Source organism: Flavobacterium odoriferum (assembly GCF_025499515.1).
Lineage (GTDB): Bacteria > Bacteroidota > Bacteroidia > Flavobacteriales > Flavobacteriaceae > Flavobacterium > Flavobacterium odoriferum.
Window position 1 is genome coordinate 101,737 of record NZ_JAMKFA010000007.1, and the last position, 24,276, is coordinate 126,012.

The window sequence follows — 24,276 nt, forward strand, 5'->3', positions numbered from 1 at the left end:
AAAGGAACTTATTCTATTTTTATAGGTTTTATCATTTTTATTTGTCTGCTTTTTCTTATTAAGTTTTTGATGAAAGATTAATTTGCTATATTTGAACAACATAAGCTGTCCGAAATGAGAATTCTAAAATATGTCTTACTTTTATTGCTGCTTTTTAGTGTAGCGTTTATTGTTTTTGTAGCTACCCAGCCTAGTGACTACAAAATAAAACGTACAAAAGAAATTAAAGTAGCCAAAGACATAGTTTTTAATTTTGTTTCTGATAGTACCACTATAGCCGATTGGAATCCGTGGGACAAAAATGAAGCTGTTTTTAAAAACAACACATCAACTTCTACTGATTCATTATTGCAAAATATAATTGTAAATAATGAAGAAAATAAATCGCTATTACAATTTCAAAAAACAAAAAGCGGAACTTTAATCACATGGGAACTTAACGGGAAATTAGATTTTAATCTAAAAATGTTAAGTGTTTTACAAGGTGGCGTTGATAATGTTTTAGGCGATAAATTAGATGAAGGTTTAAACAATATTGATAATTATTTAGTAAAAGAACTAACTACTTACACTATTAAAGTACATGGTTTAGTTACCAAACATACTACAAACTACATTCAGCAAATAGATACTTGTGCGCTTGCAGATTTTCAGAAAAAATCAAAAACAATGTTACAAAACATGTTGTCATTTGTAGAAAAAAATGATATTAAAATTACAGGTTTGCCATTCATTGTGTACGAAAATAAAAACACAGTAGACAATCAAACTATTTTTGCAATGTGTGTTCCAGTTGAAGAAGAAATTTTAACTACAGAAGGTAGTGAAATTTCTGGAGGACATTTTGATGAATTCTTAGCAGTTAAAACAACATTAGTTGGAGATTATTCTCACAATAAAGAAGCTTGGAAAAAAACAGCTACATACATAAAAGAGAAGAAATTGGTTGAAGACGGAACTGGTAAACACATTGAAATTTATAAAGTTAGTTTACCAAAAGAACGTAAACCTTCTAAGTGGGTAACTGAAATTTATGTACCAATAAAAAAACGAGTTTACATTCCAAAACCAAAACCAGTTGAAACTGAACAAGAAATTACAACACCTGTAGAAGGTACAACAACTAATACAAATCAATAATTATTTTAAATTTTACACTAATGAATAAACTTTTTTTATCAATTGCCTTTATACTAATTGGATCTTTTATAAATGCGCAAGAAGTTGAAATTAAAGATGATAAAGTTCTTTTAGATGGAACACCAATTTTAAAATATGAGAAAATAAACATTTTACAACATTCGTTTTATTCAATAGAAAGCGATGATGAAATTTTACTTTTCAAATGGCATGACAATGAAACGAGTCAATATAATGAAGATGATTATATTATTTTAAATTTTTTAACTGCTAAAGTAAAAGTAGAAACTACAAGTGTGGAGCATGTTATTTCAGGATTAGGAATGAATTCTAAAAAGAACATGCAAAAACTAATAAAATGGTTGATTAAAGAAAAAGTATTAGATTCAAAAGGAAATTTAAATACTGAAAAATTACAAACTTTTTACGATAAATATAACGAAGACATCACACAAAGAACTTCTAGATAAAATAAAAAAAGGACATTTTAAAATGTCCTTTTTTTATCACTTATTTTTTCCTATCATATACTTTACAACCGTTTCTGCAGCATGTAAACCAAACAAAGCGGGCATCCAACTGTTCGTTCCATAAAATGACTTCTTAAAGTTAGAACCATCTGTCATTTTTACACTATCATAATCAGGTCGCTCAAAAGAATATACTACTTTAACACCGCTTGAAATTCCTTCTAATTTTAATCGCTTTCTTACCTGTTTCGCTAAAGGACAATAGTCGGTTTTACTGATGTCTTTTACACGAACTTTTTCGGCTTCAAACTTTCCTCCAGCTCCCATGTTGCTGATTACTTTCACTTTCTTACGTTTACAAGCCACAATCAAATTGATTTTTGGTGTTAAGCTGTCAATACAATCTAAAACGTAATCAAATTCTGGTGTTACTAATTCAAATGCGCGTTCTGGAGATAAAAATTCTTCAATGCGTGTTAATTTTAATTCCGGATTAATATCCATCAAACGATCTCCAACAATTTTTACTTTTGGTTCACCAACCGTGCTATGCAAAGCTGGTAATTGACGATTAATATTGGTAATATCCACCACATCTCCATCAACAATAGTCATAGAACCAACACCAGCACGAGCTAAAAATTCGGCAGCAAAACTTCCTACACCACCTAATCCAACAACCAAAACATTTGCATTTTCAAGTTTTTGAATGCCTTCTTCTTTAAATAATAAAACTGCGCGTTCTTTCCACTTTGCCATAACAGTGTTGAATCGTTAAATTGATTAATTGTTTAACTGAAAATCCTTGAAAAATTAGTAAAAACGATAGTTTTCATTTCCTCTACCGAAATTCCTTTTATCGAAGCCGCTTTTTCATACACTTCATAAATGGATTCTTCAATCGTATCGGTTTCTAATAAAATTTGATTTTCGGGTGCAAAGGTAAATACTTTTTCTAAATCTTGATTACGAAGTAAGTATTTTCCAAACGAAAGATAAAATCCGTTATCTAAAAGCGTTTTCGCCACTTGCTCATTTTTTGAGAATCCATGAATAATCATTGAATTTTCTATTTTCATTTCTTTCTTGATGGCAATTACTTCATCATAAGCCGCGACACAATGTAAAACTATAGGTTTATTGGTGAGCCTTACAATTTCTAATTGCTTCTTGAAAACGGATATTTGTAAGTCTAATGGAATTTCTATTCGTTTATCTAAACCACATTCGCCAAGTGCTAAACATTCAGATAATTGCAGTTTTTCTTTGATGATTTCTAAATCTGATTCTAAACGATTCTCATCGATATACCAAGGATGAATTCCAATAGAGTAATTAGGAATCGAAGCGTCAAATTCCCACGGATATTGATTTACGACTTCAATCACATCCGAAAGATTCGAAAATTTGTGCGTATGTAAGTTTATAAATTTAGTCATGAAATTTCTTTACTCCAGCTAAAATTTCGATATCCAAATCGTTCTCTAAAGGCACAATCGGACAAGAATATTCATAATTATAGGCACAATACGGATTGTAAGCTTTATTGAAATCAATAGTCCAAGTTCTACCTTTTTGGATTCTCATGTCAACATATCTTCCACCTATGTAGCTTTCTTTTCCGCAAGTTGAATCAGAAAATGGTAGGAATAAATAATCTTCATAACCTGGTTTTTTATTCAAATCTACATTCTGATACACATTTAGTTTTAATGCTTTACCATCAATTTCAAAGTGTAATTCTCCATATTTTTTGTACAATGGAGTTCTCGAAGTTGTTGTTTTCATGCCAAAAGGCTTTTCCTTTTTGGTTCTAATAAAAGTCGCTTCTACAATAAACTTTTCGTTTAAAGAAAAGAAATCTAAACCTTGAAAATGTTTTAAATCGTCTTTCATCAAAGGACTTTTCAATGAATCCGCATAACTTTTATTCAGTTCGGTTTGAAATTTTTCAGCCGAAGACAAGTCTTTTTGAGCAAAAGCTAAAGGCGTACAAAAAAGTAAAACTAGTATTTTTTTCATCAGATTCAATTTTTACAAAAATATATAATTTCTATAACATTTTATTACGTATGCCTTTCGTAAATTTACAGCAGAAATAAAGCCATGTTAAAACGCGCCTTCCACAAATATATCGACAATTTCAGAGGTTTTTCTCGCGAAATTTGGATACTTACACTAATTACTTTTATCAACCGAGCTGGTACAATGGTACTTCCTTTCTTATCAAAATATTTGAAGGAAGATTTGAACTTTTCATACAGCCAAGTGGGTTGGATAATGGTGAGTTTTGGTTGTGGATCGATTTTAGGTTCTTGGTTGGGAGGAAAACTATCTGATAAAATTGGCTTTTATAAAATAATGATATTCAGCTTACTAACTAGCGGATTTGCATTTTTTGGATTACAATTTATTACAAGTTTTGAAGGTTTATTAGTAGCTATGTTTCTAATTATGGTAGTAGCCGATATGTTTCGCCCTGCCATGTTTGTGTCTTTAGGTGCTTATGCAAAACCCGAAAACAGAACCCGAGCGTTAACACTAGTAAGGTTAGCCATTAATTTAGGTTTTGCTGCTGGACCCGCTCTTGGTGGGTTATTAATTATGAGCGTGGGATACAAAGGTTTGTTTTGGGTAGATGGTGCTAGTTGTATTATTGCTATTTTAATATTTTGGATTAAAGTAAAAGAGAAGAAAAAATCTAAATTTATTGATACAAAACAACCAGGAGAAGTGTTAACACACTCTGTTTTTAAAGACAAACCTTTCTGGATATTTTTAACAGGAACACTAATTACAGGAATCTTATTTTTCCAATTGTTCACCACTATCCCGTTGTATCATAAAGAACAATTTAACTTGAGTGAATTTCAAACTGGTTTACTATTAACTTTAAATGGTATTTTAGTTTTCTTTTTAGAAATGCCAATTGTAAGCTATATTGAGCGACATAAAATAAATAAACTAAAAGTCATAACTTATGGCTGTTTAGCAATGGCAATTAGTATCTACTTACTTTTAATAAACAATTGGGCTGGTATTTTAATTATCATGATGATATTTATGACGTTTGCCGAAATGTTTGCATTTCCTTTTTCTAATTCGTTTGCCATGAGTCGTGCGCCTAAAGGTCATGAAGGCCGTTACATGGCGATTTTTACCATGAGTTATAGTTTAGCTCACATTTTAAGTGCTAAAACTGGAATGGAAATGATTGATATTTTTAGCTACCAAGCCAATTGGTTTTTCATGGGAACACTAGGTATTATAGGTGTTTCACTCTTCTTTTGGACTATAAAATTAGTTGATAAAGAAGCTCCCCATAATTTATAAAACTAAAAATTTAGTTAAATAACTATAAAAATAGTTGTATAACTAAAAAAATAGTTTTAGGTTTGTTCTTCGACAAGCTCAGAATGACAAATTTATGACTATGCAAAAACTAACGAATAAAGAAGAAGAAATCATGCACATTTTATGGAAGCTTAAAAAAGCTTTTGTAAAAGACATCATGGAAGAAATTACCGAAGATAAACCCCATTACAATACCCTTTCTACTATTGTTCGTAATTTAGAAGAAAAAGGATACGTGGGATACAATGCTTACGGAAAAACGCATCAGTACTTCCCTATCGTTAAGATTGAAGATTACCGAAAAACCTTTATGAATACTGCTATTGATAACTATTTCAATAGTTCATACAAAAATTTAGTTTCCTTTTTTGCTGAAGAAGAAAAGATTTCGGCAGACGAACTTCGCGAGATTTTAGCCTTAATCGAAGAAAAAAAATAGTATGGAAAATCTACTAATTTATTTCGTAAAAGTAAACGGACTTATCATTCTGTTTTATTTGATGTACGTTGTTTTCCTACGAAAAGAAACCTTTTTCACTCCAAATCGTTGGTATTTTTTGTCGGGATTAGTATTGTCATTGATTTTACCTTTAGTAACGTTTACCAAAACCATTTGGATAGAACCAACTCCATTACCTGAAGTTTATGAAGAATCAATTCCTTTAACTTATAGTCAAGTAGAAATTCCCGTTCAAGAAACCATTGATTGGTCATTGATTTTAATGTCGGCTTACATCGTAATTTCTATTTTAATTATTTTGAAGATTGGGATGGAATTAGTTTCATTTTTCAAAAGAATTCAAAAACAAAACAAGCAAAAAGAAAGCGATTATACGTTAGTAGATTCAAATTCAGCCGAAAATCCTTTTTCATTTTTTAGTTACATCGTCATTAATAAAGAAATGTTTACCGAAGAAGAATTACAACATATTTTAACGCACGAAAGCATTCATGTGAAACAAAAACATTCGTTTGATGTGTTAATCGGAAAAGTGTTTTGTGCTATATTTTGGGTAAACCCAATCATTTGGTTCTACCGAAAAGCGATGTTGCAAAACCTCGAATTTATTGCCGATAACGAAACTTTTCAACAAATAGAAAATAAATATTTATATCAAAAAACCTTATTAAAAGTAGTGACTCATCAACACGACTTAAGTATTACTAATCAATTTTATCAATCATTAATCAAAAAACGAATCGTTATGTTACACACAAATCAATCCCACAAAAAAAATGCTTGGAAGTATGCTACCATTCTTCCGCTATTAGTAGGTTTTATGTTATTATTTCAAATTGAAACGGTAGCCCAAGTGAAGGAAAGCAAAATTGAAGAAACTAATTATGCGGTTTCCTCTAATTATTCTTCAATTTTAACCAAAAATACCACTGACAAAGAGTTGCGTGAATTAGAAAAGACTTTTTCAGATGAAAAACACAAACTTAAAATTTCAAAAGTAAAGCGAAATAAAAAAGGCGAAATAATAGAAATAAAACTCTTATTTGACTCAGGAAAAAGCTACGTTGAAATTCTTGAAAGAAAATCAACTGAACCTATTGAAGCTATTAAAATTTTTATTAATTCTGATAAAGATGATAATGTTACTTGCGGTTTTGAAGAAATTTCAAACAACGTTGCTGATGAAGTAAATTATCCTGAACCACCAACTCCACCTACACCACCAAGTCATCCTTTTGAAGATTTGATGGACGCACCAACTCCGCCAGATTTTCCAGAAGTTCCAGATTTTCCTTCAAATATGGATGATAAAAAGGCTATGGAAAAGTATGAGAAAGCAATGGTTTCTTTTGAGAAAAAGATGAAATCAATAGAGCCTAAAATGAAAGAATTTGAGAAAAAAATGGAAGTTTATGAAAAGGAAATAAAACGAAAAGAACCTGACATGAAAAAATTTGAAGAAGAAATGAAAATTTTTGAACAAAAAATGAAGGTCTTTGAAAAAGAAATGGAGGTTTATGAGAAAGAAATTGAAAAATCATCAGCCGAATATTACATCAACGGAGAAAAAGTTTCAAAAGAAGAAGTTGAAAAAACACAAACTAATGAAATTGAATCTGTTAATATTAGAAAAAATAGTTCTCCAAACAGAATTGAGATTAAGAAAAAAGAAATCAAAAAAACCAAATAATAATAAAAAATCCCGATTCACTCGGGATTTTTATTTTACTATATTTGCCAAAAATAAATCGATGTTTAAAATATTAGCCAAACTTAATAAAGCACTTTTACCTAGTTTTACCAAACAAGGTTTAGATCCTATTTATGCAAAAAAATGGCAGAAAGCAGTTATTGCTTATCGTTATTGGATAACGGTAAAATCGTTAGACTAATAAGTAATTGCTGCAAAAATATCTTTATTACCTAATTTTTCTCTTCCGTTTAAAAACGATAATTCCATTAAGAAATTCATTTGCACAATTTCGCCACCTAACTGCTCTACTAACTCACAAACCGCTTTTGCAGTACCTCCAGTAGCTAAAACATCATCGTGAATTAAAACCTTATCCCCTTTTTGAATAGCGTCAATATGCATTTCTAAAGTATCGGTACCATATTCTAATTCGTATGAAGCACTAATTGTTTCAAAAGGTAACTTTTTAGGTTTACGAACAGGAACAAACCCTGCATTCAATTTTTGAGCCAATAAAATGCCAAAAAAGAAGCCACGACTCTCAACTCCTATTACCTTATTAATATTTTTATCAGCTAAAGTAGTGGCTAACAATTCTAAGCAGACAGAAGTTGCTTCAGGATTACTTAATAAAGGAGTAATATCTTTAAATCCAATTCCTTGCTTCGGAAAATCCTGAATATCACGTATATAGTTTTCTAAGTTCATTTTTTATATATTTTTTCTTTAATTGGTTTGCAATTTACACATTTATCTCTATATTTGCACCCGCATTAAGGCCTCGTGGCGCAACTGAATAGCGCATCTGATTACGGCTCAGAAGGTTACTGGTTTGAATCCAGTCGAGGTCACAAAATACTAAAGCGTTCAATCTTTTTGAACGCTTTTTTTTATATCTTAACTCAGTGTAAATCTACAAAAAACATGGATAATTCTATAGAAAATCGCGTAAGATTAGTTGAAACCTTGTTTCAAAATCTTGATGTGGAAATTATAGATTTCCAAAAAGAAACGAAATTGGGTTGTATTGCAGGTTGCGGAAAATGTTGCTCAACACCCGAAATTGATGCTTCGCCACTTGAGTTTTTACCTTGGGCTTTTCATATTTTTTTAAATGGTCAAGCTGAAGAAACGCTAATAGAATTAGAACAAAGCAGAACAGCTACTTGCTTTTTATATCGCCCAAAATCGTTAGCAGAATTTACATCCGGAAATTGCAGTACATACCAATATCGAGGATTAATCTGCAGACTTTTTGGTTTTGGTGCCACAACTGATAAATACGGAAAATTACGCATTGCAACGTGTAATATCATCAAAGAAGGACAAGCAACAAATTTTGAAAACGCCACTATTGCTATAAATACTGATTTATCTGTGCCAATTTTTACAGAATATTATATGCAACTTTCGCAAATAGATTTTAAACTTGGAAATGTTTTTCTGCCAGTAAACAAAGCTATGAAAGCCGCTTTAGAAGAAGTTTTGCAATATTATGCGTACAGACCATTTCCTGATAATTACAAAAAAACCATATAAACCATTTGTTTTCAATTAGTTGAATTAAAACTGGCAAATCAAACAAACTACCAAATTATAGTCTACCTTCGGTAAAAAATTATGACCATCGAGCAACGTGTTGTTTTGGTAGAAGAATTATTCCAAAATTTGGATGTTGAAATAAAAGAATTTCAATCACACACTAAATTAAGTTGCGTTACTGGCTGTGGCAAATGCTGTAATCATCCCGAAATTGATGCGTCGCCATTAGAGTTTTTACCTTGGGCTTTTCACTTATTTTTAAATGGTGAAGCCGAAAAAGTATTAAACACCCTAAACAAATCGTCAGTAAACCGATGCTTTATATATAATCCGCTTTCATTGTTGGATAAAAACAAAGGAAATTGTAGCAGTTACCAATATCGAGGTTTAATTTGTCGCCTTTTTGGATTTGGAGCCAATACCGATAAATATGGTCAATTGCGATTGGCAACTTGCAAAATTATCAAAGAAGGACAAGCCGAAAATTATAATAAATCAACCGAATTAATCAACAAAGGCTTACCAGTTCCCATTTTCACCGATTACTACATGAATCTATCGCAAATCGATTTTCAATTGGGAAATGTAATTGTTCCGATAAATAAAGCACTCAAATTAGCTATCGAAGAAGTATTGCAATATTACGCCTATCGTCCAATGCCAAACGGACATTTTAATTGTGCTTAATCTAAATATTTTTCATCAATAACTTTTCGAATCGAGATAAAACCAATTTGATTCAAATCAATTTCCGAACGTTTTACCCATATCAATTCCTGAATTTCGTCTGCTGCTGCTATTTTAATAACATCTGAAGTTAATTCACATTCATAAAAAATATCCATTGTTCGATATGGAACATTCTTGTACAAATAATTATTTGGTGAAGTGGTTATATATTTTAAATCGCTATTTGAAATTTCTATTCCTAATTCTTCTTTGATTTCTCTACAAGCGGTTTCTTCTGCCGTTTCATTTGGGTCGATAAATCCTCCAGGTAAATCCCATTTTCCTTTGTCTGGATCAACATTTCGCACTGTAAACAACACTTTGTCTTCAAACGTAAAAACAATCGCTACAGCGGCCGCTATGTTATGATAATACGTAAAACCACAATCATCACATAAAAACCTACGGTTATCTGGAAACGTAAAATGAGTTGAAGCACAACTTGGACAAAATTTGAAAAAAGTCATTTTTATAGTGATTAGTGATTGTACAAATTTACTTTTAAATTTTCAATTTGAACTTGGAACCTGAAACTTGAAACCTAAAACTATATAACTATATTTGTCACATGAAGCATTTAGTTATCATAGGAACCGTTTGGCCCGAACCAAATTCAACAGCAGCTGGAAGCAGAATGTTGCAACTCATTTCGTTGTTTCAAAAGCAAGGTTATGAAATAACATTTTTGTGTTCGGCTTCTAAATCCGATTTTTCGTTTGATTTGAGTCAGATTTCGGTTAAAACCAAAGCCATTCAACTGAATGATAGTAGTTTTGATATAGAAATTGCAGCATTAAATCCAAATGTTGTCCTTTTTGATCGATTCATGATTGAAGAACAATACGGTTGGCGTGTGATGGAAAATTGCCCGAATGCTTTACGGATTTTAGACACAGAAGATTTACATTTCTTGAGAAAAGCTAGAGAGGTTGCTTTCAAACAAAATCGTGAGTTAATTTTTGAAGATTATATTTCAGATGTTTTTAAACGCGAAATGGCTTCGATTTATAGATGCGATTTAACATTACTGATTTCTGAATACGAAATGCAATTGGCAACTGAAACGTTCAAAATTGATACTTCTCTTTTGTTTTATCTACCTTTTTTATCAGAAGAAGTTAATCCAAATGTTCCAAAATTTGAAGAACGAAATCATTTTGTAAGCATTGGTAACTTTTTGCACGAACCCAATTGGCAAACCGTTTTAGCCTTAAAAAAATGTTGGAAATCGATTAAAAAACAACTTCCTGAAGCAGAACTTCATGTTTACGGCGCTTATGTTTCGGAAAAAGCTAAACAATTGCACAACGAAAAAGAAGCTTTTCTAATTAAAGGAAGAGCCGAAAGTGTCGCTGATGTGTATTCTAAAGCAAAAATTTTGTTAGCACCAATTCCCTACGGAGCTGGTTTGAAAGGCAAATTATTTGAAGCCATGCAATTGGGATTACCTTCAATAACCACAAAAATGGGAGCCGAAGCAATGAACGGAAATTTAGATTGGAATGGATTCATCACTTCCGATGAAGATGATTTTGTAAAAAAAGCAGTCGAATTGTATACCAATAAATCGCTTTGGGAAACCGCTCAAAAAAATGGTTATGAAATCATTGAAAAACGTTTCAAAAAAGAATTATTTGCCACTGATTTTATGAATAGAATTGAAGAACTTCAACAAGATTTAAAAACGCATAGAAATCTAAACTTCTTGGGACAAGTTTTGCAACACCAAAGTTTACAAAGTACCAAGTATATGAGTAAATGGATTGAAGCAAAGAACAAGTAGCAAGTTCAAGAGCAAAAATTAAAATTTAAAATTGAGACAAAAATTTAAAACATATAAGTAAAAAGAAGTAAACTTAACGCTGAATCAAGTTCATATAAATTTTAAAGATTATTTCAAATTTATTAAATCTGTGTTCCAAAAACTTGAAACCTGAAACTTGAAACCAAATAACTACCCATGTATCGTCTCCGATTTTCCGTAGCTTTCAATCACTTTTGCTTCAAATTCTAACCATTCTTCCCAACGTTTTTTAACGTCGTAACCTTCTTCTGCTAATTCGTGAGCAAATTGTAAAAAAGAAGTATAATGATTGGCTTCTGAAATCATTAATTCTCTATAAAAAACAGCTAATTCTTTGTCTTGAATATTGTCGGAAAGTACTTTAAAACGTTCGCAACTTCTGGCTTCAATCATAGCAGCAAACAACATGCGTTCTACTATTAAATGCTTGCGATTTCCGGGTTTCATAAACTTGAATAAATCGTTTACATAACTGTCTTTTCGTTCGCGTCCTAAAACCCAACCACGTGCTTTGATGATTTCATGAACTTGCTCAAAATGATCTAGTTCTTCTTTAGAAATTTTGGTTAATTCCGTTGTAATCTCTGTAAATTCAGGCAATAAATTGATTAACATAATCGCATTGGAAGCCGCTTTAAGTTCGCACCAAGCGTGATCAGTTAGAATTTCTTCTAAATTTCCTTCAGCAATGTTAGCCCATCTTGGGTCGGTTGGTAATTTTAAACGAAACATTCAGTAAAATTAAGTATAGATTGAAGCACAAAATTACTTCTTTATTCCTAAAAATAAAAGGTTTTGAAATTTTGAAATGAAATATAAATGCCTAAAAATGAAATCCCTCACTTAAATTGACTACCTTGTAAGAAATAAATAAAACCCTATACTATGAAAAAATTAAGTTTAGCAGTAAGCGCGTTGTCAATCATGTTTTTTGTTTCTTGTAAAGAAGAACCAAAAGAGCCAGTAGTAAATGAAATTACAATCGAACAAACGACAATAGATTCAACTACAACTGCTCCTACAGAGGTAAAAGAAGATGAAGGAACAAAAATAAAAGTAAGTTCTGATGGAGTAGAATATTCAGATGGTAAAACCGAGGTTGAAGTTTCTAAAGATGGCGCTGAAGCGAAAAAAAAGTAACTCAATTTTGTCTAAATAGTAGAAAAATATTTTACTATTTAGACATTTTTATTTAAAACTAAATTGGAAATATTCCATACTAAATTTGGATTATAAACAATTCTTCCCTTTTTAATTTCCAACGGACAATCAAAATTATTGGTATACAAACCACCAGTTCCTAAACCTTGTGGCAATGGATTTTGAAGTGTAAATGTAAATTGCGTAATCGCATTTAAACCAATATTACTTTCCAAAGCAGAAGTAATCCACCAACCGATATTTAGACTTTCTGCAATAGCAATCCATTCTAAAGTTCCTTTGAAACCTCCAACTAAACTTGGTTTTAAAATGATGTATTGTGGTTGAATTTCTTCAAGTAGTTTTCGTTTATTTTCTATTCCAAAAACACCAATTAATTCTTCATCTAAAGCGATTGGAAAAGGCGTTTGTTGACATAGTAATTTCATTTCTTGAATTTGATTAGCTTTAATAGGCTGCTCAATACTATGTAATTTAAATTCATTTAATTGATTCAACTTACTTAAAGCTTCATTTGAATTAAAAGCACCGTTAGCATCCACTCGAATTTCAATGGTTTTAGCATCAAAATTTTGTCGAATAAATCGCAATAATCCTAATTCCTTCTCGAAATCAATAGCACCTATTTTTAGTTTAATACACGAAAATCCTTGCGCTAATTTTTCTTCGATTTGACTTTTCATGAATTGCTCCTCGCCCATCCAAACCAAACCGTTAATCAACATATTCTTTTTGCCTTCCGTAAATTCTGAAGGAAATAATTCGAAAAGTGATTTAGATTGCAAGGAAAGAAACGCTATTTCCACTCCAAATTGAATCGAAGGAAATTCTATTAATCCTTCCCAAAGTTGGTCTTTTCCTAAATTAATATTTTGACAAACCCATTGTAATTTTTCCTCATAATCCGGTCGGTCATCAATAGAAAGTGATCGTAAAATACCACACTCACCTATTCCAATTTTTCCGTTTTCTTCCAAGATTAAAAACCAAGTTTCTTTCTCAGTCATTATACCACGAGAAGTGCCACTTGGGCGTTTGAAATTGAGGATATATTTTTTGTAGGTTGCTTTCAATTTTAGTTTAAAAGTTTAGGTGTTTATGAGTTTAGAAGTTTTATTTTAATCGAGTTTTCAATAACTCCATTATTTTCAATAAACCAGCTTGAGTTCCTTCAAAATATTCGTCTTTTTTGAAATAAGGAAAGAATTGATTTTGAAGAATTTCTGCAGTTTCTTCGTCAGATAAAACAAGGGCAATTCCATCACCATTTTGAATTCTTATTTGCTTATGTTCTTTAGAAATTGCGATTAAAATACCATTCGATTTTTCTTTTTTTCCAGCACCCCAAGTTCTGGCAATATGTAGCGTCAAATCCTCAAACTTTTCTTTAGAAACTTTAAAAGTATCTATCGTTACAATCGATATTTCAACTGTAGTTTCTTTTTCAAAATCAGCTATAATTTGATTCAATTTAGTTTCTTCATCGTCAGAAAAAATATTTTCATAATCATTTGTCCAATTGAGCGGTTTTGGTAAATTATCCCAAAATATTTGTCTATAAACTTCAACTGATTTTGCTTTTAAACTATCAACTTTAGTTGTATAAGTAGTGTCTTGAGCTTTCGTTGAAAAAGCTAAAAACAAAATTAAAATCTGAAAAGTTAATTTCACACTTGAATTCGACATTGGCAAATTATTCTAGAATTCGTAATATTTTCTTGAAATCATCAACATTCAAACCTTTTGATTTATAAAAATCAATATCAAATTTAGCCTGTTGAATCCAAGAGGTTTTTACATCAATATTGTTACTCTTGTATTTTTTGTGTATTTCCTTAGCCTCAGAAATATCTTCATTAAACACTAAAGCATTTGCATATTTTAACTGATACCAAAGTTGATTATTATCTAATTGAGTCGCTTTAAAATAGGATTCCTTAGCCTTAACAAATTGTTTCGTTTCTATATAAATATCTCCTAAAGCACTGTAATCTTTAGCTTGTGCCCATTTGTTATCTACAATTTCTTTTATAATATAATCAATCGCTTTCTGATGTTGGTTTTTCTTATAAAAGTCCCAAGCTGTTTTTCTTTTAAATTCTAAAAAATCGTTCATCTGTTTGGTGTTTTGAACTGCTTGAATCGCAAGATTTTGAATACTATTTGCTTTTTCAGATGGCAATAAATCTTTAAATTCCTTGTATTTATATTTTCCAATTATTAAATCTATAAATTCTCCAGAAAAAATTTCTCTTTTAGAAAGCGAACTAACAAAATCTAGTCTTGAAATTTCTGTTTCAAGTTCTTTTTTGTTTTGTTTGGTCCAACCTCTACTTGCTTTATAATCCACCCAAGGCACCACTTCTAAGACAATTTTTTGGTTCATAACCCAATTCTGACTTTCAAATCCGAACCATAAATTAGGCAAATTGGTTAAACATAAAGAGGAAGACGAAATCAACTTGGCGTCTTTGTTTACTTTTTCCTTTTGTTCCCAACAAGCTCTATCCGTTTTTCCTTCTTTCAAAAATAAATTTGCTGCATTTGCTTCTTGAAACAAAGCAAACGTACATTTATCATCGCCAGAAATTGCAGAAGTTAAATGAATAGCTCCAGCTGTTCCTTGACTAATTCCGGTTGGATCTGGAATGGCTTTTAATACCGAAACCAAACTTGAAGTTAGTTTTTGATTTTCATCTAAAACGGTAATTCTGTATACAAATTCGGTGGTTCCAACTGGTAAATCTTCTGTTTTAATTAATGTTCGCTTTCCGGCAGAAAGTGTTATTTCTTTTGTTGTAGCACGTTCTTTATCCCAAAACCCATCTTTTTGAGCAAAAAACGAAGTGGAAAAGAATAAGGCGAATACGAAATATAATAGTTTGTTCATTTTATTTTTTTTAAACACATAGAATCATAGTTCTACTTTGTGTGTGTTTTTTAAGCGTTACACTTTACATAGAAAACATAATTTAAAATACTATTTACCTATTGTGTTTAGTTACCATTCAATTTTTGTACCAAATTTACAATTCAATACTTTGCCCAATTTCTAATAACATCAAATCTTTTCCTTTGTCGAAAAATTTGCGTTTGGCTTCTTCATGATTAATTTCAATATAACCAAACGTATCAAAATGATAACCCAACACTTTATCACATTGTACAAAATCAGAAGCGATAATAGCATCTTCAACATCCATTGTAAAGTTACTTCCAATAGGTAAAATTGCTAAATCCAACTTAGTTCGCATTGGAATTAGCTTCATATCCATTGTTAAAGCGGTGTCACCTGCGATGTAGATATTTTTGCGTTCACCTTCAATAACAAATCCGCCTGGTTGTCCTCCGTAGCTTCCATCAGGAAAAGAAGACGTGTGATGTGCGATTACATATTTAACGGTTCCAAACTCAAAATCCCAACTTCCACCATGATTCATTGGATGGTAATTGAATCCTTTATTTCCGTAATGCGAAGCGATTTCATAATTAGAAACAATTACTGCGTCAGTTCGTTTTGCGATTGCTTCTACGTCCAAAATATGGTCTTGATGAGCGTGCGTGAGCAATATATAATCAGCTTCCAACGTATTGATGTCAATATGAGAAGCTTTTGGGTTACCAGAAATAAATGGATCAACTAAAATGTTCACCTCATTTACTGTAATTCCGATACAAGCGTGTCCGTAGAATGTGATTTTCATAGTATTTATTTTAGTGATTAGTAAAAAGTAATTAGTGATTAGTTAAGAAAGACTAAAGTTAACCAAAATAATATACTTAATGCAAATGTGCTTAATGCTACTTTTTTAAGTTCTGGATCGAAGTCTTTATATTGATTTGCTTTGTAAACAGTTCCAATGTGCTTAATAAAAAATATATTAACTAAAAGAATTGGTAGGTAAGATGTATTTATCAACTTAGTAAATACAAACATTACAATTAAAGGGATTACCAATAATAATGAATGATATTTTTTAGCATTCTCCAATCCCATTTTCACTACCAAGGTATTCTTTCCAGCAATTTTATCATTTTCAATATCGCGCATATTGTTCAAATTTAGAACAGCTACGCTTAATAATCCGATGGCTGATGCAGGCAGAAACAATTTCCAATCGATAAAATGTGTAAACAAAAAATTAGAACCCACAACCGAAACCAATCCAAAGAAAATAAACACAAATAAATCCCCAAAACCGCTGTAGCCATAAGCACTTTTTCCAACAGTATATTTAATAGCAGCACCTATTGAACCAATTCCTAACAAGATAAAAATTAAACTTAGAGCAAAATTTTCTTTTCCAAAAGCGATGTAAATCATTAATAATGCAATTATGAAAGTAAAAATTGCAGTAATAATTACTGCCTTTTTCATTTGCTTAGCGGTGATTATTCCTGCTGCGACTAAACGTTTTTCTCCTATTCTGTTGACATCTGTTCCTTTTACGCCATCACCATAATCGTTGGCATAATTGGACAATACTTGTAATCCTAACGTAGTTAACAGCGCTAAAACCACAATTCTCCAATCGGAAAATCCTTGATAATTGGCATAAGCACTTCCCACAATTATTCCAGAAACGGAAAGTGGTAAGGTTCGTAATCGCGCGGCTTGTATCCAGTTTTTCATTTTTTTATGTATATTGTATTGTTGTATAATGTATGATTGTTATTTTTCGCTTTGCTCAAAGTTAGCCTATTTTATAGGAGATTCCTACTTCGGCGGAATGACAAATCTCCCAACTTCCAGCTCCCAACTCATTTACATCCAATTCTTATCCGAAGTTTCTACTTGATACAACCAATAATTAACTAAATTTTTAATTTCGGTATAATTTCCTGTTGAAAAACTGATGTTTCCGCCAGCTGTTGACAAGGTAACTGAACCTATATTTGTGGTTTTTTGCCAAAAAAATTGTTGGGTTTCGATGGCTTGTATTTTATACGGTTCTATAATTGTGGTATCGATATCCCAAGCACCATTTTGCTTGATGATAAAATCATTGGAAACAAAAAGCATGTAATTTCTATAGGAAAACCATATCAGAACTCCAGAAAAAAGGGTAAAAATTGTACTATAAATAAACCATTCGTTCCAAGTAAAAAAATCGGTATTTAGCTTTACCAATAACGAAATAACAATTGGAAGTAGGAGTAAAAAAAACAAATTCACAGCTAATTTTCTCCAATTTGGCAAGAATAATGCTCCTTTTTGAGGAAGTTTGTCAAACAGTAATTTTAGTATTTCATTACTTTCTAATTGAGTACAACCTGGTACTTCTATTTTATCTTTTTCTTTTACTTTTTCTGCATCACTTGAAGCTTGATGAATACCAATAGTGATGATATCGAGTTTTTTCTGAAAGAAATTTTGAGTAATGGTAACTTTTTGAACTTTGTTCGGATTTAGTAATGTATTTTTTGTAGATAGTAATCCGTAAGATAATACAATCGCTTGCTTGCTTTTTTGAATGGTAAAATCAAAATATTTTAGAATGGTGCGAATTAAGTTTACTATCAAAATAAGCACAATAAAAATCCCTACAACTATCATAAATGAAGTAATATTTGGCAATGCATCTAAATAATTAGTTACTTCATCTTCGTTGATTACATCTGTGTTTAACTGTTGTAAATTTTCAATAATTGTTGTAAAAAAGACAAAAATTAAAGCAAAACTTTTAATATAATTCGATGTAAAACCAATCTTTACCAAACTCAACAAACCAATTTTGATGAAAGAAGTTGGACTTTCTTCAATAGCAACTTTTTCAGAGTCGACAATCGTTTCTTGTTGCGAATGATTGATTAATCGTTCTTTTAAAATAGTGGCTAAATCATGTGAAATAGCACTAATAGAAGCTTCTTTTTTATCGCTTCCGGCAGTATCAATTTCTAATTTATGAACACCTACCAAACGTTGAATTAAACTTTGATTGATGTTAACTTGCTGAATTTTATGCAACTGAATCGTGATTCTGGTTTTATTCAATACTCCTTTTTGAATAACAAACTCACCATTTTCTTCATCGATATGAAAAGTAAAAAATAAGTATTGTAAGTATGAAATAATCCCAATCAAAACTACTACTCCAGCAACACTTCCAAAAAAAACAATTTTATTGAGTGAATCAAACTTTACTAGCCAAATCAACAACATTGGCCACAAAGCACGAACTGTTTTCTGCAAGGAATTGGCAAACATGACCAAAATCCCCGGAAGCGACTGACGTTGTGGTTGCGAAAAATCGACAGATCTATTCATGCTCATCAGTTAATGGAGTTTCTGTTGATGCTATTTCAATTGGCTCATCTTGTTTAGGCGGATTGATTTTTTGGGAAACCAAATTCTTAATAAGCTGCGCATCTGCTAAAAGCAAACCCGGAATTTCTAAATCCGAACTACTACCACCAGCAGTAAATAATTCGATTGAAGCTAATCCTAATTTTCTTGAGATAAAACCTTGATGTAAAGCCACATGTTGTACTCTATTAAAAGGAATAATCGTTGTAGTTTCAGAAATTAATCCCGATTTATAAATAGCATCGTGTTCTCTGAAAGCATATCCTTTTTTCTGAAAACTAAATTTCGTAAACACTACTAATCCTGCTAAAAACAAAACTATTCCTACTACAATTGCCATCCAGATTGTATTTGAAAAAGCTTCCTCCTTGAAATAAAACAAAGTTGAAAATCCTCCAATCACCAAAATTAAAAGCAAGGAAAAATTAAAAAGTAAAACCGTAATATATTTGGGATTCAATCCTTTCAATTGCACTTCTTCAAATTTAGGAAGTTGGTTAATGTCGATAGGATTATTTGTGAATTCATTCATAGAAATAGTTTATTAAAGGCTTGTCTTTCTTCTTTTCTCTTTGTTCTATTTTCTAATTACGGTAAATATTTCTTTTCAAAATTTGGTTTACGTTTTTCTAAGAACGCATCTCTTCCTTCTTTTGCTTCGTCTGTCATATACGCTAAACGAGTGGCTTCACCTGCAAAAACTTGTTGACCTACCATGCCATCATCGGTTAAATTCATAGCAAATTTTAGCATTTTAATTGATGTTGGTGATTTTGCTAGAATTTCTTGCGCCCATTCATAAGCCGTATCTTCTAACTCAGCATGAGGAATTACTGCATTTACCATTCCCATTTCAAAAGCATCTTGAGCTGAGTAATTTCTGCCTAAGAAGAAGATTTCTCTGGCTTTCTTTTGTCCTACCATTTTAGCTAAATAAGCCGAACCATAGCCACCATCAAAACTGGTCACATCTGCATCGGTTTGTTTGAAAATCGCGTGTTCTTTACTTGCTAATGTTAAATCACAAACTACATGAAGCGAGTGTCCGCCACCAACAGCCCAACCCGGAACTACACAAATCACAGCTTTTGGCATAAAACGAATCATACGTTGTACTTCTAAAATATTCAATCTGTGGTAACCATCTTCACCAACATAACCTTGGTGTCCACGCGCTTTTTGGTCGCCACCACTACAAAAACTCCAAATGCCGTCTTTAGAACTTGGTCCTTCCGCAGAAAGCAATACTACTCCAATTGATGTATCTTCTTGTGCATCGTAAAATGCTTCGATTAATTCTTTGGTAGTTTTCGGACGAAAGGCGTTTCTAACATCAGGTCGGTTGAAAGCAATTCGGGCAACGCCATCGCATTTTTTATAGGTTATATCTTCAAATTCTTTTACAGTTTTCCAGTTGATTGTGCTCATAATTTTAAATTTATTTTATTTTCAAGTGCAAGGGCAAATTCAAGTTCAATTTCAAAAGTATTGTGTTTAAAAAAATTATTTCAATTTATTTAACATCATTCTTGATGTAATAGCAATTAATTCTTCTACTTCTGACAAAAGCCAATTTCTTTCATTTTCTTCACCTTCTTTAATGTAATTTAAAACTCGAAGTGAATTTCTTGATTCTTTTAATTCTTTTACAACTAATGATAATTTAAAAACGTAATCTTTATCTGTAATAGTTCCTTGAGATTCACCATAATTTAAAGAAGCACTTCCAGAAGAACGAATTAATTGATTTTTGTAATATTCTAATTCATATGCCTTAGCTAATTTTCTGACAAAGAAAATCGATTCTCCAGCAAATCTAACTAATCTTTCATCTAAATTGAATATTCTTTCTGTTGGTTCGTTTAATTCCATGAATGTCTTGATATTTTCTTTTAAAATTGAATTTGAACTTGCCTTTTATTTTTGTATTTGTTTTGGTAAAAATAATTCATTTTTTGCATTATATTGCAAGTTCAAAACAATAAGTCACATGAAAAAAATATATGTAGGATTCCTACTGAGTACATCCTTTTTTACAGCTACGGCTCAAAACTATGAATTTCAGAAAGTTAATGATGTGGAATGTTTACCTGTCATCTCTCAAGACATAACGGGAACGTGTTGGAGTTTCTCTACTTCTTCGTTTTTAGAATCGGAAATTATTCGCTTAACGGGTAAGAAAATCGACCTTTCTGAAATGTATCAAGCAAGAACTACTTATCCATTAAAAGCTGAAAACTATGTTTTGCGTCAAGGAAAAGCGAATTTTAGTGAAGGTGCTTTGGCTCATGATGTAATTACTAGTGTAACAAAATACGGATTAGTTCCTAATAGCATTTATGATGGATTAAATGATGACGCCAGCAAACATAACCATGCAGAAATGGTTGCAGTTTTAGAAGCGATGTTAAAAACGTATGTATCGAATCCAAGTGGTAAATTATCTAAAAATTGGAAACAAGCGGTTAATGCTGTTTTGGATATTTATCTGGGAAGTATTCCAACAAAATTTGAATACGAAGGCAAAAATTACACTCCGAAATCATTTGCTGAATTTGCTAAAATTAAGCCTGAAAATTATATCACCTTGACTTCGTTTACTCACGAAGCGAATTACAAACCGTTCATTTTGAACATTCCTGATAATTTTTCAAACGGAGGTATGTATAATTTGCCATTAGACGAATTTATTACCAACATTGACAATGCATTAGCAAACGGCTATTCGCTTTCATTAGATTGTGATGTTTCGGAAGCAACATTTTCAGGAAAATATGGAGTGGCTTTTGTTCCAGAAAAAGAAGAAGATACTAAAACTGGTTTAGCCGAAATTATCATTGAAAAAAATATCACACCAGAATATCGCCAACAAGAATTTGAAAATTTATCTACCACTGACGACCATTTAATGCACATTGTTGGAAAAGTAAAAGATCAAAAAGGAAATACGTATTACAAAGTAAAAAATTCTTGGGGAAGCGACGAAAAAAAAGTGGCTAACGGAGGATATGTATACATGAGTGTGCCTTATATGAAATTAAAAGCTATTTCTGTTTTGGTTCATAAAGATGGAATTCAAAAAGAGACTAAGAAGAAATTAGGATTATAATATGATTTTTAAATCGGCGGTAAGTAAATTGAATAAGTATATTTATGTTGGGGTAATATTATTTTTATTACTCTTAACAATTCCTGCTTTTTTTGAGGATTCTTACGAGCCTTTTTTAGTGCTATTTTCGATACATTTCTTAGTGATTTTATTCTTGATTTGGACGTACAAAACTACTTTTTACAAGATTGAAAACACGTATTTACATTGGAAATCGGGTCCTTTTAATGGTAAAATCGATATAACTAAAATCAACAAAATTGAATATCACAAAGGAATTTATGTGCCAACCATTTGGAAACCAGCATTGAGTCATATTGGATTAATTATTACATATAACAAATATGATGACATTTACATTTCACCTGAAAAACAGGAAGAATTTATTGCTACATTGCAACGCCTAAATCAAAATATTACGATCAAGAACAACCCCTATGTTTTATAAATTACTCACCATAAGTTTATTATTATTTATTACAAGTTGCCAAGAAAAACCAGACAAAGCAAAAGAGTCTACGGTTAAAGATATGGATGGAAATGTTTCTGAATTTGCGGTTAACTTTACTCCGCTAACAACCGTTTACAAGAAAAAAACAGCTGATGATTTAGAAGCATTTTATAATGATAAATTTAATTCAAGAGATTTTAGTGGGTCATTTTTAGTAGCAAAAAATGGCGAAATTCTTTATGAAAATTACAGTGGATATGCCTACAAAGAAAAAGGAGATTCTATCAAACAAAATACACCTTTGCACATTGCATCTGTTAGTAAAGTAATAACAGCTGTAACTATTTTAAAATTAGTTGATGCAAAAAAACTAAAGTTAGACGATTTAGTAACTTCTATTTTACCTGAATTTCCACACGAAAAAACAACCGTGAGAATGTTGTTAAATCACAGAAGTGGGTTACGAAATTACGCCTATTTTACCGATGATAAAGGCGTTTGGGATAAAAAGAAAACGCTAACCAATCAAGATGTTTTAACTCTTTTAGCTACTAAAAATATTGGCTTAGAATCAACGCCAGGAACTCGTTTTGGGTATTGTAACACCAATTATGCTTTATTGGCTTTAATCATTGAAAAAGTCGAGAAAAAGACTTATCCACAAGTGCTTCAAGAATTAATTTTTGATCCTTTAGGAATGAAAAACACTTTTGTTTTTGATGATTTAACAAAACAAGGCAGCGTGAGTCAGTCTTATAAAAACAATTATTTACGATTAGCTTTTGAATATTTAGACCAAGTGTATGGCGATAAAAATATCTACTCAACACCTCGAGATTTACTGCAATTTGATTTGGCTTTGTATTCTGATAAATTTTTGAGCGCAGCCATGAAAGCCGAAATGTTCAAAGGGTATAGCTACGAACGTAAAGGAACCAGAAATTATGGTTTAGGAATTCGTATGTTAGAATTTGAAACTGGACAACAGTATTTCTTCCACAATGGTTGGTGGCATGGAAATACTTCATCTTATGTTACATTGGTAAAAGATTCGGTTACGATAATTGCGATTTCTAATAAATTCACAAGAAAACCTTATCAAACAAAGAGATTAGCACCAAAATTTGGCGATTATCCGTTTAAATTTAATGACGAAGAAGGCGAATAGTTAACCTATTTTCACTGAAGTCATCGTTAACGAACCACCAACAGCTTTGTCGTTAAAGAATTCTACTTTATCATTATCGGTTTGTAATGCCAAAATGTAGAGTAATGGATAATAATGATCTGGAGACGGAATGGCTAATGTAGCTGATTTGTTTAGTTTTTCGTATTGAATTAATTCTTTATGAAAACCATTTGAAATTTTATTTTTGAAGATATCATTCATTTCTAAAGCCCAATCAAATCCGTATTCGGATTCGTTTAATTTATCCCAAGCTACCATTCGTAAATTATGCACCATATTACCACTTCCGATAATTAGAACTCCTTTTTTACGAAGTGAAAGTAATTGTTTTGCTAATTCATAATGATAAGCTGCTGGTTTATAATAATCGATACTTAATTGTAAAACTGGAATATCTGCATTTGGATACATATGTTTAACTACCGACCAAGTTCCGTGATCTAATCCCCAGTCGTGGTCTAATTCTACGGCTGGATTCGTAATTAATTTTTGAATTTCTGTCGCTAATTCAGGATTTCCAGGCGCTGGATATTGCACATCAAACAATACTTGCGGGAAACCTCCAAAATCGTGAATTGTTTTTGGATTTGGCATTGCTGTTACCATTGTACCTTTCGTTAACCAATGTGCTGAAACTACTACAACTGCTTTTGGTGTTCGAATTTCTTTTCCCATTTGCTGCCAACGTTTTGAAAACTCATTATCTTCAATGGCATTCATAGGCGAACCATGTCCGATGAATAAAACGGGCATCTTCTCCTCTTCTTCTCCTAATCCTTTTGTCCAATCATAGAACGGTTGTATACTTGCCATAGCGATTCCTCCTGAAAGTAATGTTATGAAATTCTTGCGATTCATAAACTAATA

At 31.5% G+C, this 24,276-nt stretch carries 29 protein-coding genes and 1 tRNA gene; 14 read left to right on the forward strand and 16 right to left on the reverse strand.

The genetic code is table 11. The annotated features are described in order from the left end of the window. Nucleotides 1–114 precede the first annotated feature (114 nt). Together M9Q43_RS06385 and M9Q43_RS06390 are read left to right on the forward strand one after the other, a co-directional pair. Nucleotides 115–1,140 (forward strand): GyrI-like domain-containing protein, encoded by a 1,026-nt coding sequence (locus tag M9Q43_RS06385; protein ID WP_262318124.1) that lies wholly within the window; start codon nt 115–117, stop codon nt 1,138–1,140. Nucleotides 1,141–1,160: 20 nt separating this feature from the next. After that, complete coding sequence (locus M9Q43_RS06390; RefSeq protein ID WP_262318125.1) at nt 1,161–1,610, forward strand: hypothetical protein; 450 nt, start codon at nt 1,161–1,163, stop codon at nt 1,608–1,610. Nucleotides 1,611–1,646: 36 nt separating this feature from the next. Here the strand turns inward: M9Q43_RS06390 and M9Q43_RS06395 are convergent, their stop codons facing one another. From M9Q43_RS06395 to M9Q43_RS06405, 3 genes are read right to left on the reverse strand one after another with little or no spacing between them, the layout of a single operon-like run. Continuing rightward, entirely contained in the window at nt 1,647–2,369 is a 723-nt protein-coding gene (locus M9Q43_RS06395) for a tRNA threonylcarbamoyladenosine dehydratase (RefSeq protein WP_262318126.1), read from the reverse strand. Nucleotides 2,370–2,401: 32 nt separating this feature from the next. Further along, nucleotides 2,402–3,049, reverse strand: coding sequence for a TatD family hydrolase (locus tag M9Q43_RS06400; RefSeq protein WP_262318127.1), 648 nt, complete (start codon nt 3,047–3,049; stop codon nt 2,402–2,404). Then, entirely contained in the window at nt 3,042–3,632 is a 591-nt protein-coding gene (locus M9Q43_RS06405; protein ID WP_262318128.1) for a DUF1684 domain-containing protein, read from the reverse strand. The genes M9Q43_RS06400 and M9Q43_RS06405 overlap by 8 nt, the downstream gene beginning before the upstream one ends. An 84-nt stretch (nt 3,633–3,716) precedes the next feature. Between M9Q43_RS06405 and M9Q43_RS06410 the strand changes: the two genes are divergently transcribed. From M9Q43_RS06410 to M9Q43_RS06425, 4 genes are all read left to right on the forward strand, one after another. Beyond that, nucleotides 3,717–4,943 (forward strand): MDR family MFS transporter, encoded by a 1,227-nt coding sequence (locus M9Q43_RS06410; RefSeq protein ID WP_262318129.1) that lies wholly within the window; start codon nt 3,717–3,719, stop codon nt 4,941–4,943. A gap of 100 nt (nt 4,944–5,043) precedes the next feature. Then, on the forward strand, nt 5,044–5,403 hold the full coding sequence (locus M9Q43_RS06415) for a BlaI/MecI/CopY family transcriptional regulator (RefSeq protein WP_262318130.1): 360 nt from the start codon (nt 5,044–5,046) through the stop codon (nt 5,401–5,403). A gap of 1 nt (nt 5,404) precedes the next feature. Continuing rightward, a complete protein-coding gene (locus tag M9Q43_RS06420; protein WP_262318131.1) occupies nt 5,405–7,114 on the forward strand; it encodes a M56 family metallopeptidase in 1,710 nt (569 codons plus the stop codon). A 61-nt stretch (nt 7,115–7,175) separates the two neighbouring features. Further along, nucleotides 7,176–7,316, forward strand: coding sequence for an SsrA-binding protein (locus M9Q43_RS06425; protein WP_262318132.1), 141 nt, complete (start codon nt 7,176–7,178; stop codon nt 7,314–7,316). Here M9Q43_RS06425 and M9Q43_RS06430 read toward each other — a convergent pair. Continuing rightward, nucleotides 7,313–7,825 (reverse strand): adenine phosphoribosyltransferase, encoded by a 513-nt coding sequence (locus tag M9Q43_RS06430; RefSeq protein ID WP_262318133.1) that lies wholly within the window; start codon nt 7,823–7,825, stop codon nt 7,313–7,315. The two genes, M9Q43_RS06425 and M9Q43_RS06430, sit on opposite strands and share 4 nt — an antisense overlap. Before the next feature lie 69 nt (nt 7,826–7,894). Here M9Q43_RS06430 and M9Q43_RS06435 point away from each other — a divergent pair. From M9Q43_RS06435 to M9Q43_RS06445, 3 genes are all read left to right on the forward strand, one after another. Continuing rightward, nucleotides 7,895–7,968 (forward strand) — tRNA-Arg (locus tag M9Q43_RS06435). Nucleotides 7,969–8,041: 73 nt separating this feature from the next. Further along, nucleotides 8,042–8,656, forward strand: a complete 615-nt coding sequence (locus M9Q43_RS06440; RefSeq protein ID WP_262318134.1) for a YkgJ family cysteine cluster protein — start codon at nt 8,042–8,044, stop codon at nt 8,654–8,656. An 81-nt stretch (nt 8,657–8,737) separates the two neighbouring features. Beyond that, nucleotides 8,738–9,346, forward strand: a complete 609-nt coding sequence (locus M9Q43_RS06445) for a YkgJ family cysteine cluster protein (RefSeq protein WP_262318135.1) — start codon at nt 8,738–8,740, stop codon at nt 9,344–9,346. On the opposite strand, the gene M9Q43_RS06450 is transcribed toward M9Q43_RS06445, so the two are convergent. Beyond that, on the reverse strand, nt 9,343–9,855 hold the full coding sequence (locus M9Q43_RS06450; RefSeq protein WP_262318136.1) for an NUDIX hydrolase: 513 nt from the start codon (nt 9,853–9,855) through the stop codon (nt 9,343–9,345). The genes M9Q43_RS06445 and M9Q43_RS06450 overlap by 4 nt on opposite strands. 101 nt (nt 9,856–9,956) lie before the next feature. Between M9Q43_RS06450 and M9Q43_RS06455 the strand changes: the two genes are divergently transcribed. Then, complete coding sequence (locus M9Q43_RS06455; protein WP_262318137.1) at nt 9,957–11,171, forward strand: glycosyltransferase family 4 protein; 1,215 nt, start codon at nt 9,957–9,959, stop codon at nt 11,169–11,171. Between the two features lie 171 nt (nt 11,172–11,342). On the opposite strand, the gene miaE is transcribed toward M9Q43_RS06455, so the two are convergent. Beyond that, the gene (gene miaE / locus M9Q43_RS06460; protein WP_262318138.1) at nt 11,343–11,924 is read right to left on the reverse strand and encodes a tRNA-(ms[2]io[6]A)-hydroxylase; all 582 of its coding nucleotides are present in this window, start codon (nt 11,922–11,924) and stop codon (nt 11,343–11,345) included. 153 nt (nt 11,925–12,077) lie between these two features. On the opposite strand from miaE, the gene M9Q43_RS06465 reads away from it, so the two are divergent. Next, complete coding sequence (locus tag M9Q43_RS06465) at nt 12,078–12,332, forward strand: hypothetical protein (protein ID WP_262318139.1); 255 nt, start codon at nt 12,078–12,080, stop codon at nt 12,330–12,332. Nucleotides 12,333–12,370: 38 nt separating this feature from the next. Here M9Q43_RS06465 and M9Q43_RS06470 read toward each other — a convergent pair whose 3' ends face one another. From M9Q43_RS06470 to M9Q43_RS06510, 9 genes are all read right to left on the reverse strand, one after another. Next, the gene (locus M9Q43_RS06470) at nt 12,371–13,426 is read right to left on the reverse strand and encodes an o-succinylbenzoate synthase (RefSeq protein ID WP_262318140.1); all 1,056 of its coding nucleotides are present in this window, start codon (nt 13,424–13,426) and stop codon (nt 12,371–12,373) included. 40 nt (nt 13,427–13,466) lie between these two features. Continuing rightward, on the reverse strand, nt 13,467–14,039 hold the full coding sequence (locus M9Q43_RS06475) for a TPM domain-containing protein (protein WP_262318141.1): 573 nt from the start codon (nt 14,037–14,039) through the stop codon (nt 13,467–13,469). Between the two features lie 7 nt (nt 14,040–14,046). Then, nucleotides 14,047–15,243: a tetratricopeptide repeat protein gene (locus M9Q43_RS06480; RefSeq protein ID WP_262318142.1), complete on the reverse strand. Its 1,197-nt coding sequence runs from the start codon at nt 15,241–15,243 to the stop codon at nt 14,047–14,049. A gap of 136 nt (nt 15,244–15,379) precedes the next feature. After that, the gene (locus M9Q43_RS06485) at nt 15,380–16,057 is read right to left on the reverse strand and encodes a metal-dependent hydrolase (RefSeq protein ID WP_262318143.1); all 678 of its coding nucleotides are present in this window, start codon (nt 16,055–16,057) and stop codon (nt 15,380–15,382) included. 38 nt (nt 16,058–16,095) lie between these two features. Next, complete coding sequence (gene menA / locus M9Q43_RS06490; protein WP_262318144.1) at nt 16,096–16,986, reverse strand: 1,4-dihydroxy-2-naphthoate octaprenyltransferase; 891 nt, start codon at nt 16,984–16,986, stop codon at nt 16,096–16,098. A gap of 132 nt (nt 16,987–17,118) precedes the next feature. After that, nucleotides 17,119–18,621 carry a PH domain-containing protein gene (locus tag M9Q43_RS06495; protein ID WP_262318145.1) on the reverse strand — a complete coding sequence of 501 codons (1,503 nt, stop codon included), beginning with the start codon at nt 18,619–18,621 and terminating at the stop codon, nt 17,119–17,121. Then, complete coding sequence (locus tag M9Q43_RS06500; protein ID WP_262318146.1) at nt 18,614–19,192, reverse strand: PH domain-containing protein; 579 nt, start codon at nt 19,190–19,192, stop codon at nt 18,614–18,616. The genes M9Q43_RS06495 and M9Q43_RS06500 overlap by 8 nt, the downstream gene beginning before the upstream one ends. A gap of 56 nt (nt 19,193–19,248) precedes the next feature. Beyond that, nucleotides 19,249–20,088: a 1,4-dihydroxy-2-naphthoyl-CoA synthase gene (locus tag M9Q43_RS06505; RefSeq protein ID WP_262318147.1), complete on the reverse strand. Its 840-nt coding sequence runs from the start codon at nt 20,086–20,088 to the stop codon at nt 19,249–19,251. Nucleotides 20,089–20,163: 75 nt separating this feature from the next. Then, nucleotides 20,164–20,532, reverse strand: a complete 369-nt coding sequence (locus tag M9Q43_RS06510) for a four helix bundle protein (protein WP_008257848.1) — start codon at nt 20,530–20,532, stop codon at nt 20,164–20,166. A 118-nt stretch (nt 20,533–20,650) separates the two neighbouring features. On the opposite strand from M9Q43_RS06510, the gene M9Q43_RS06515 reads away from it, so the two are divergent. From M9Q43_RS06515 to M9Q43_RS06525, 3 genes are read left to right on the forward strand one after another with little or no spacing between them, the layout of a single operon-like run. After that, entirely contained in the window at nt 20,651–21,769 is a 1,119-nt protein-coding gene (locus M9Q43_RS06515; protein WP_262318148.1) for a C1 family peptidase, read from the forward strand. Between the two features lies 1 nt (nt 21,770). Further along, nucleotides 21,771–22,217 (forward strand): PH domain-containing protein, encoded by a 447-nt coding sequence (locus tag M9Q43_RS06520; protein WP_262318149.1) that lies wholly within the window; start codon nt 21,771–21,773, stop codon nt 22,215–22,217. Then, entirely contained in the window at nt 22,207–23,388 is a 1,182-nt protein-coding gene (locus M9Q43_RS06525) for a serine hydrolase domain-containing protein (protein WP_262318150.1), read from the forward strand. The genes M9Q43_RS06520 and M9Q43_RS06525 overlap by 11 nt, the downstream gene beginning before the upstream one ends. Here the strand turns inward: M9Q43_RS06525 and ygiD are convergent, their stop codons facing one another. Next, nucleotides 23,389–24,222: a 4,5-DOPA-extradiol-dioxygenase gene (gene ygiD, locus M9Q43_RS06530; RefSeq protein ID WP_456298727.1), complete on the reverse strand. Its 834-nt coding sequence runs from the start codon at nt 24,220–24,222 to the stop codon at nt 23,389–23,391. It lies immediately after the preceding gene. Nucleotides 24,223–24,276 lie beyond the last annotated feature (54 nt).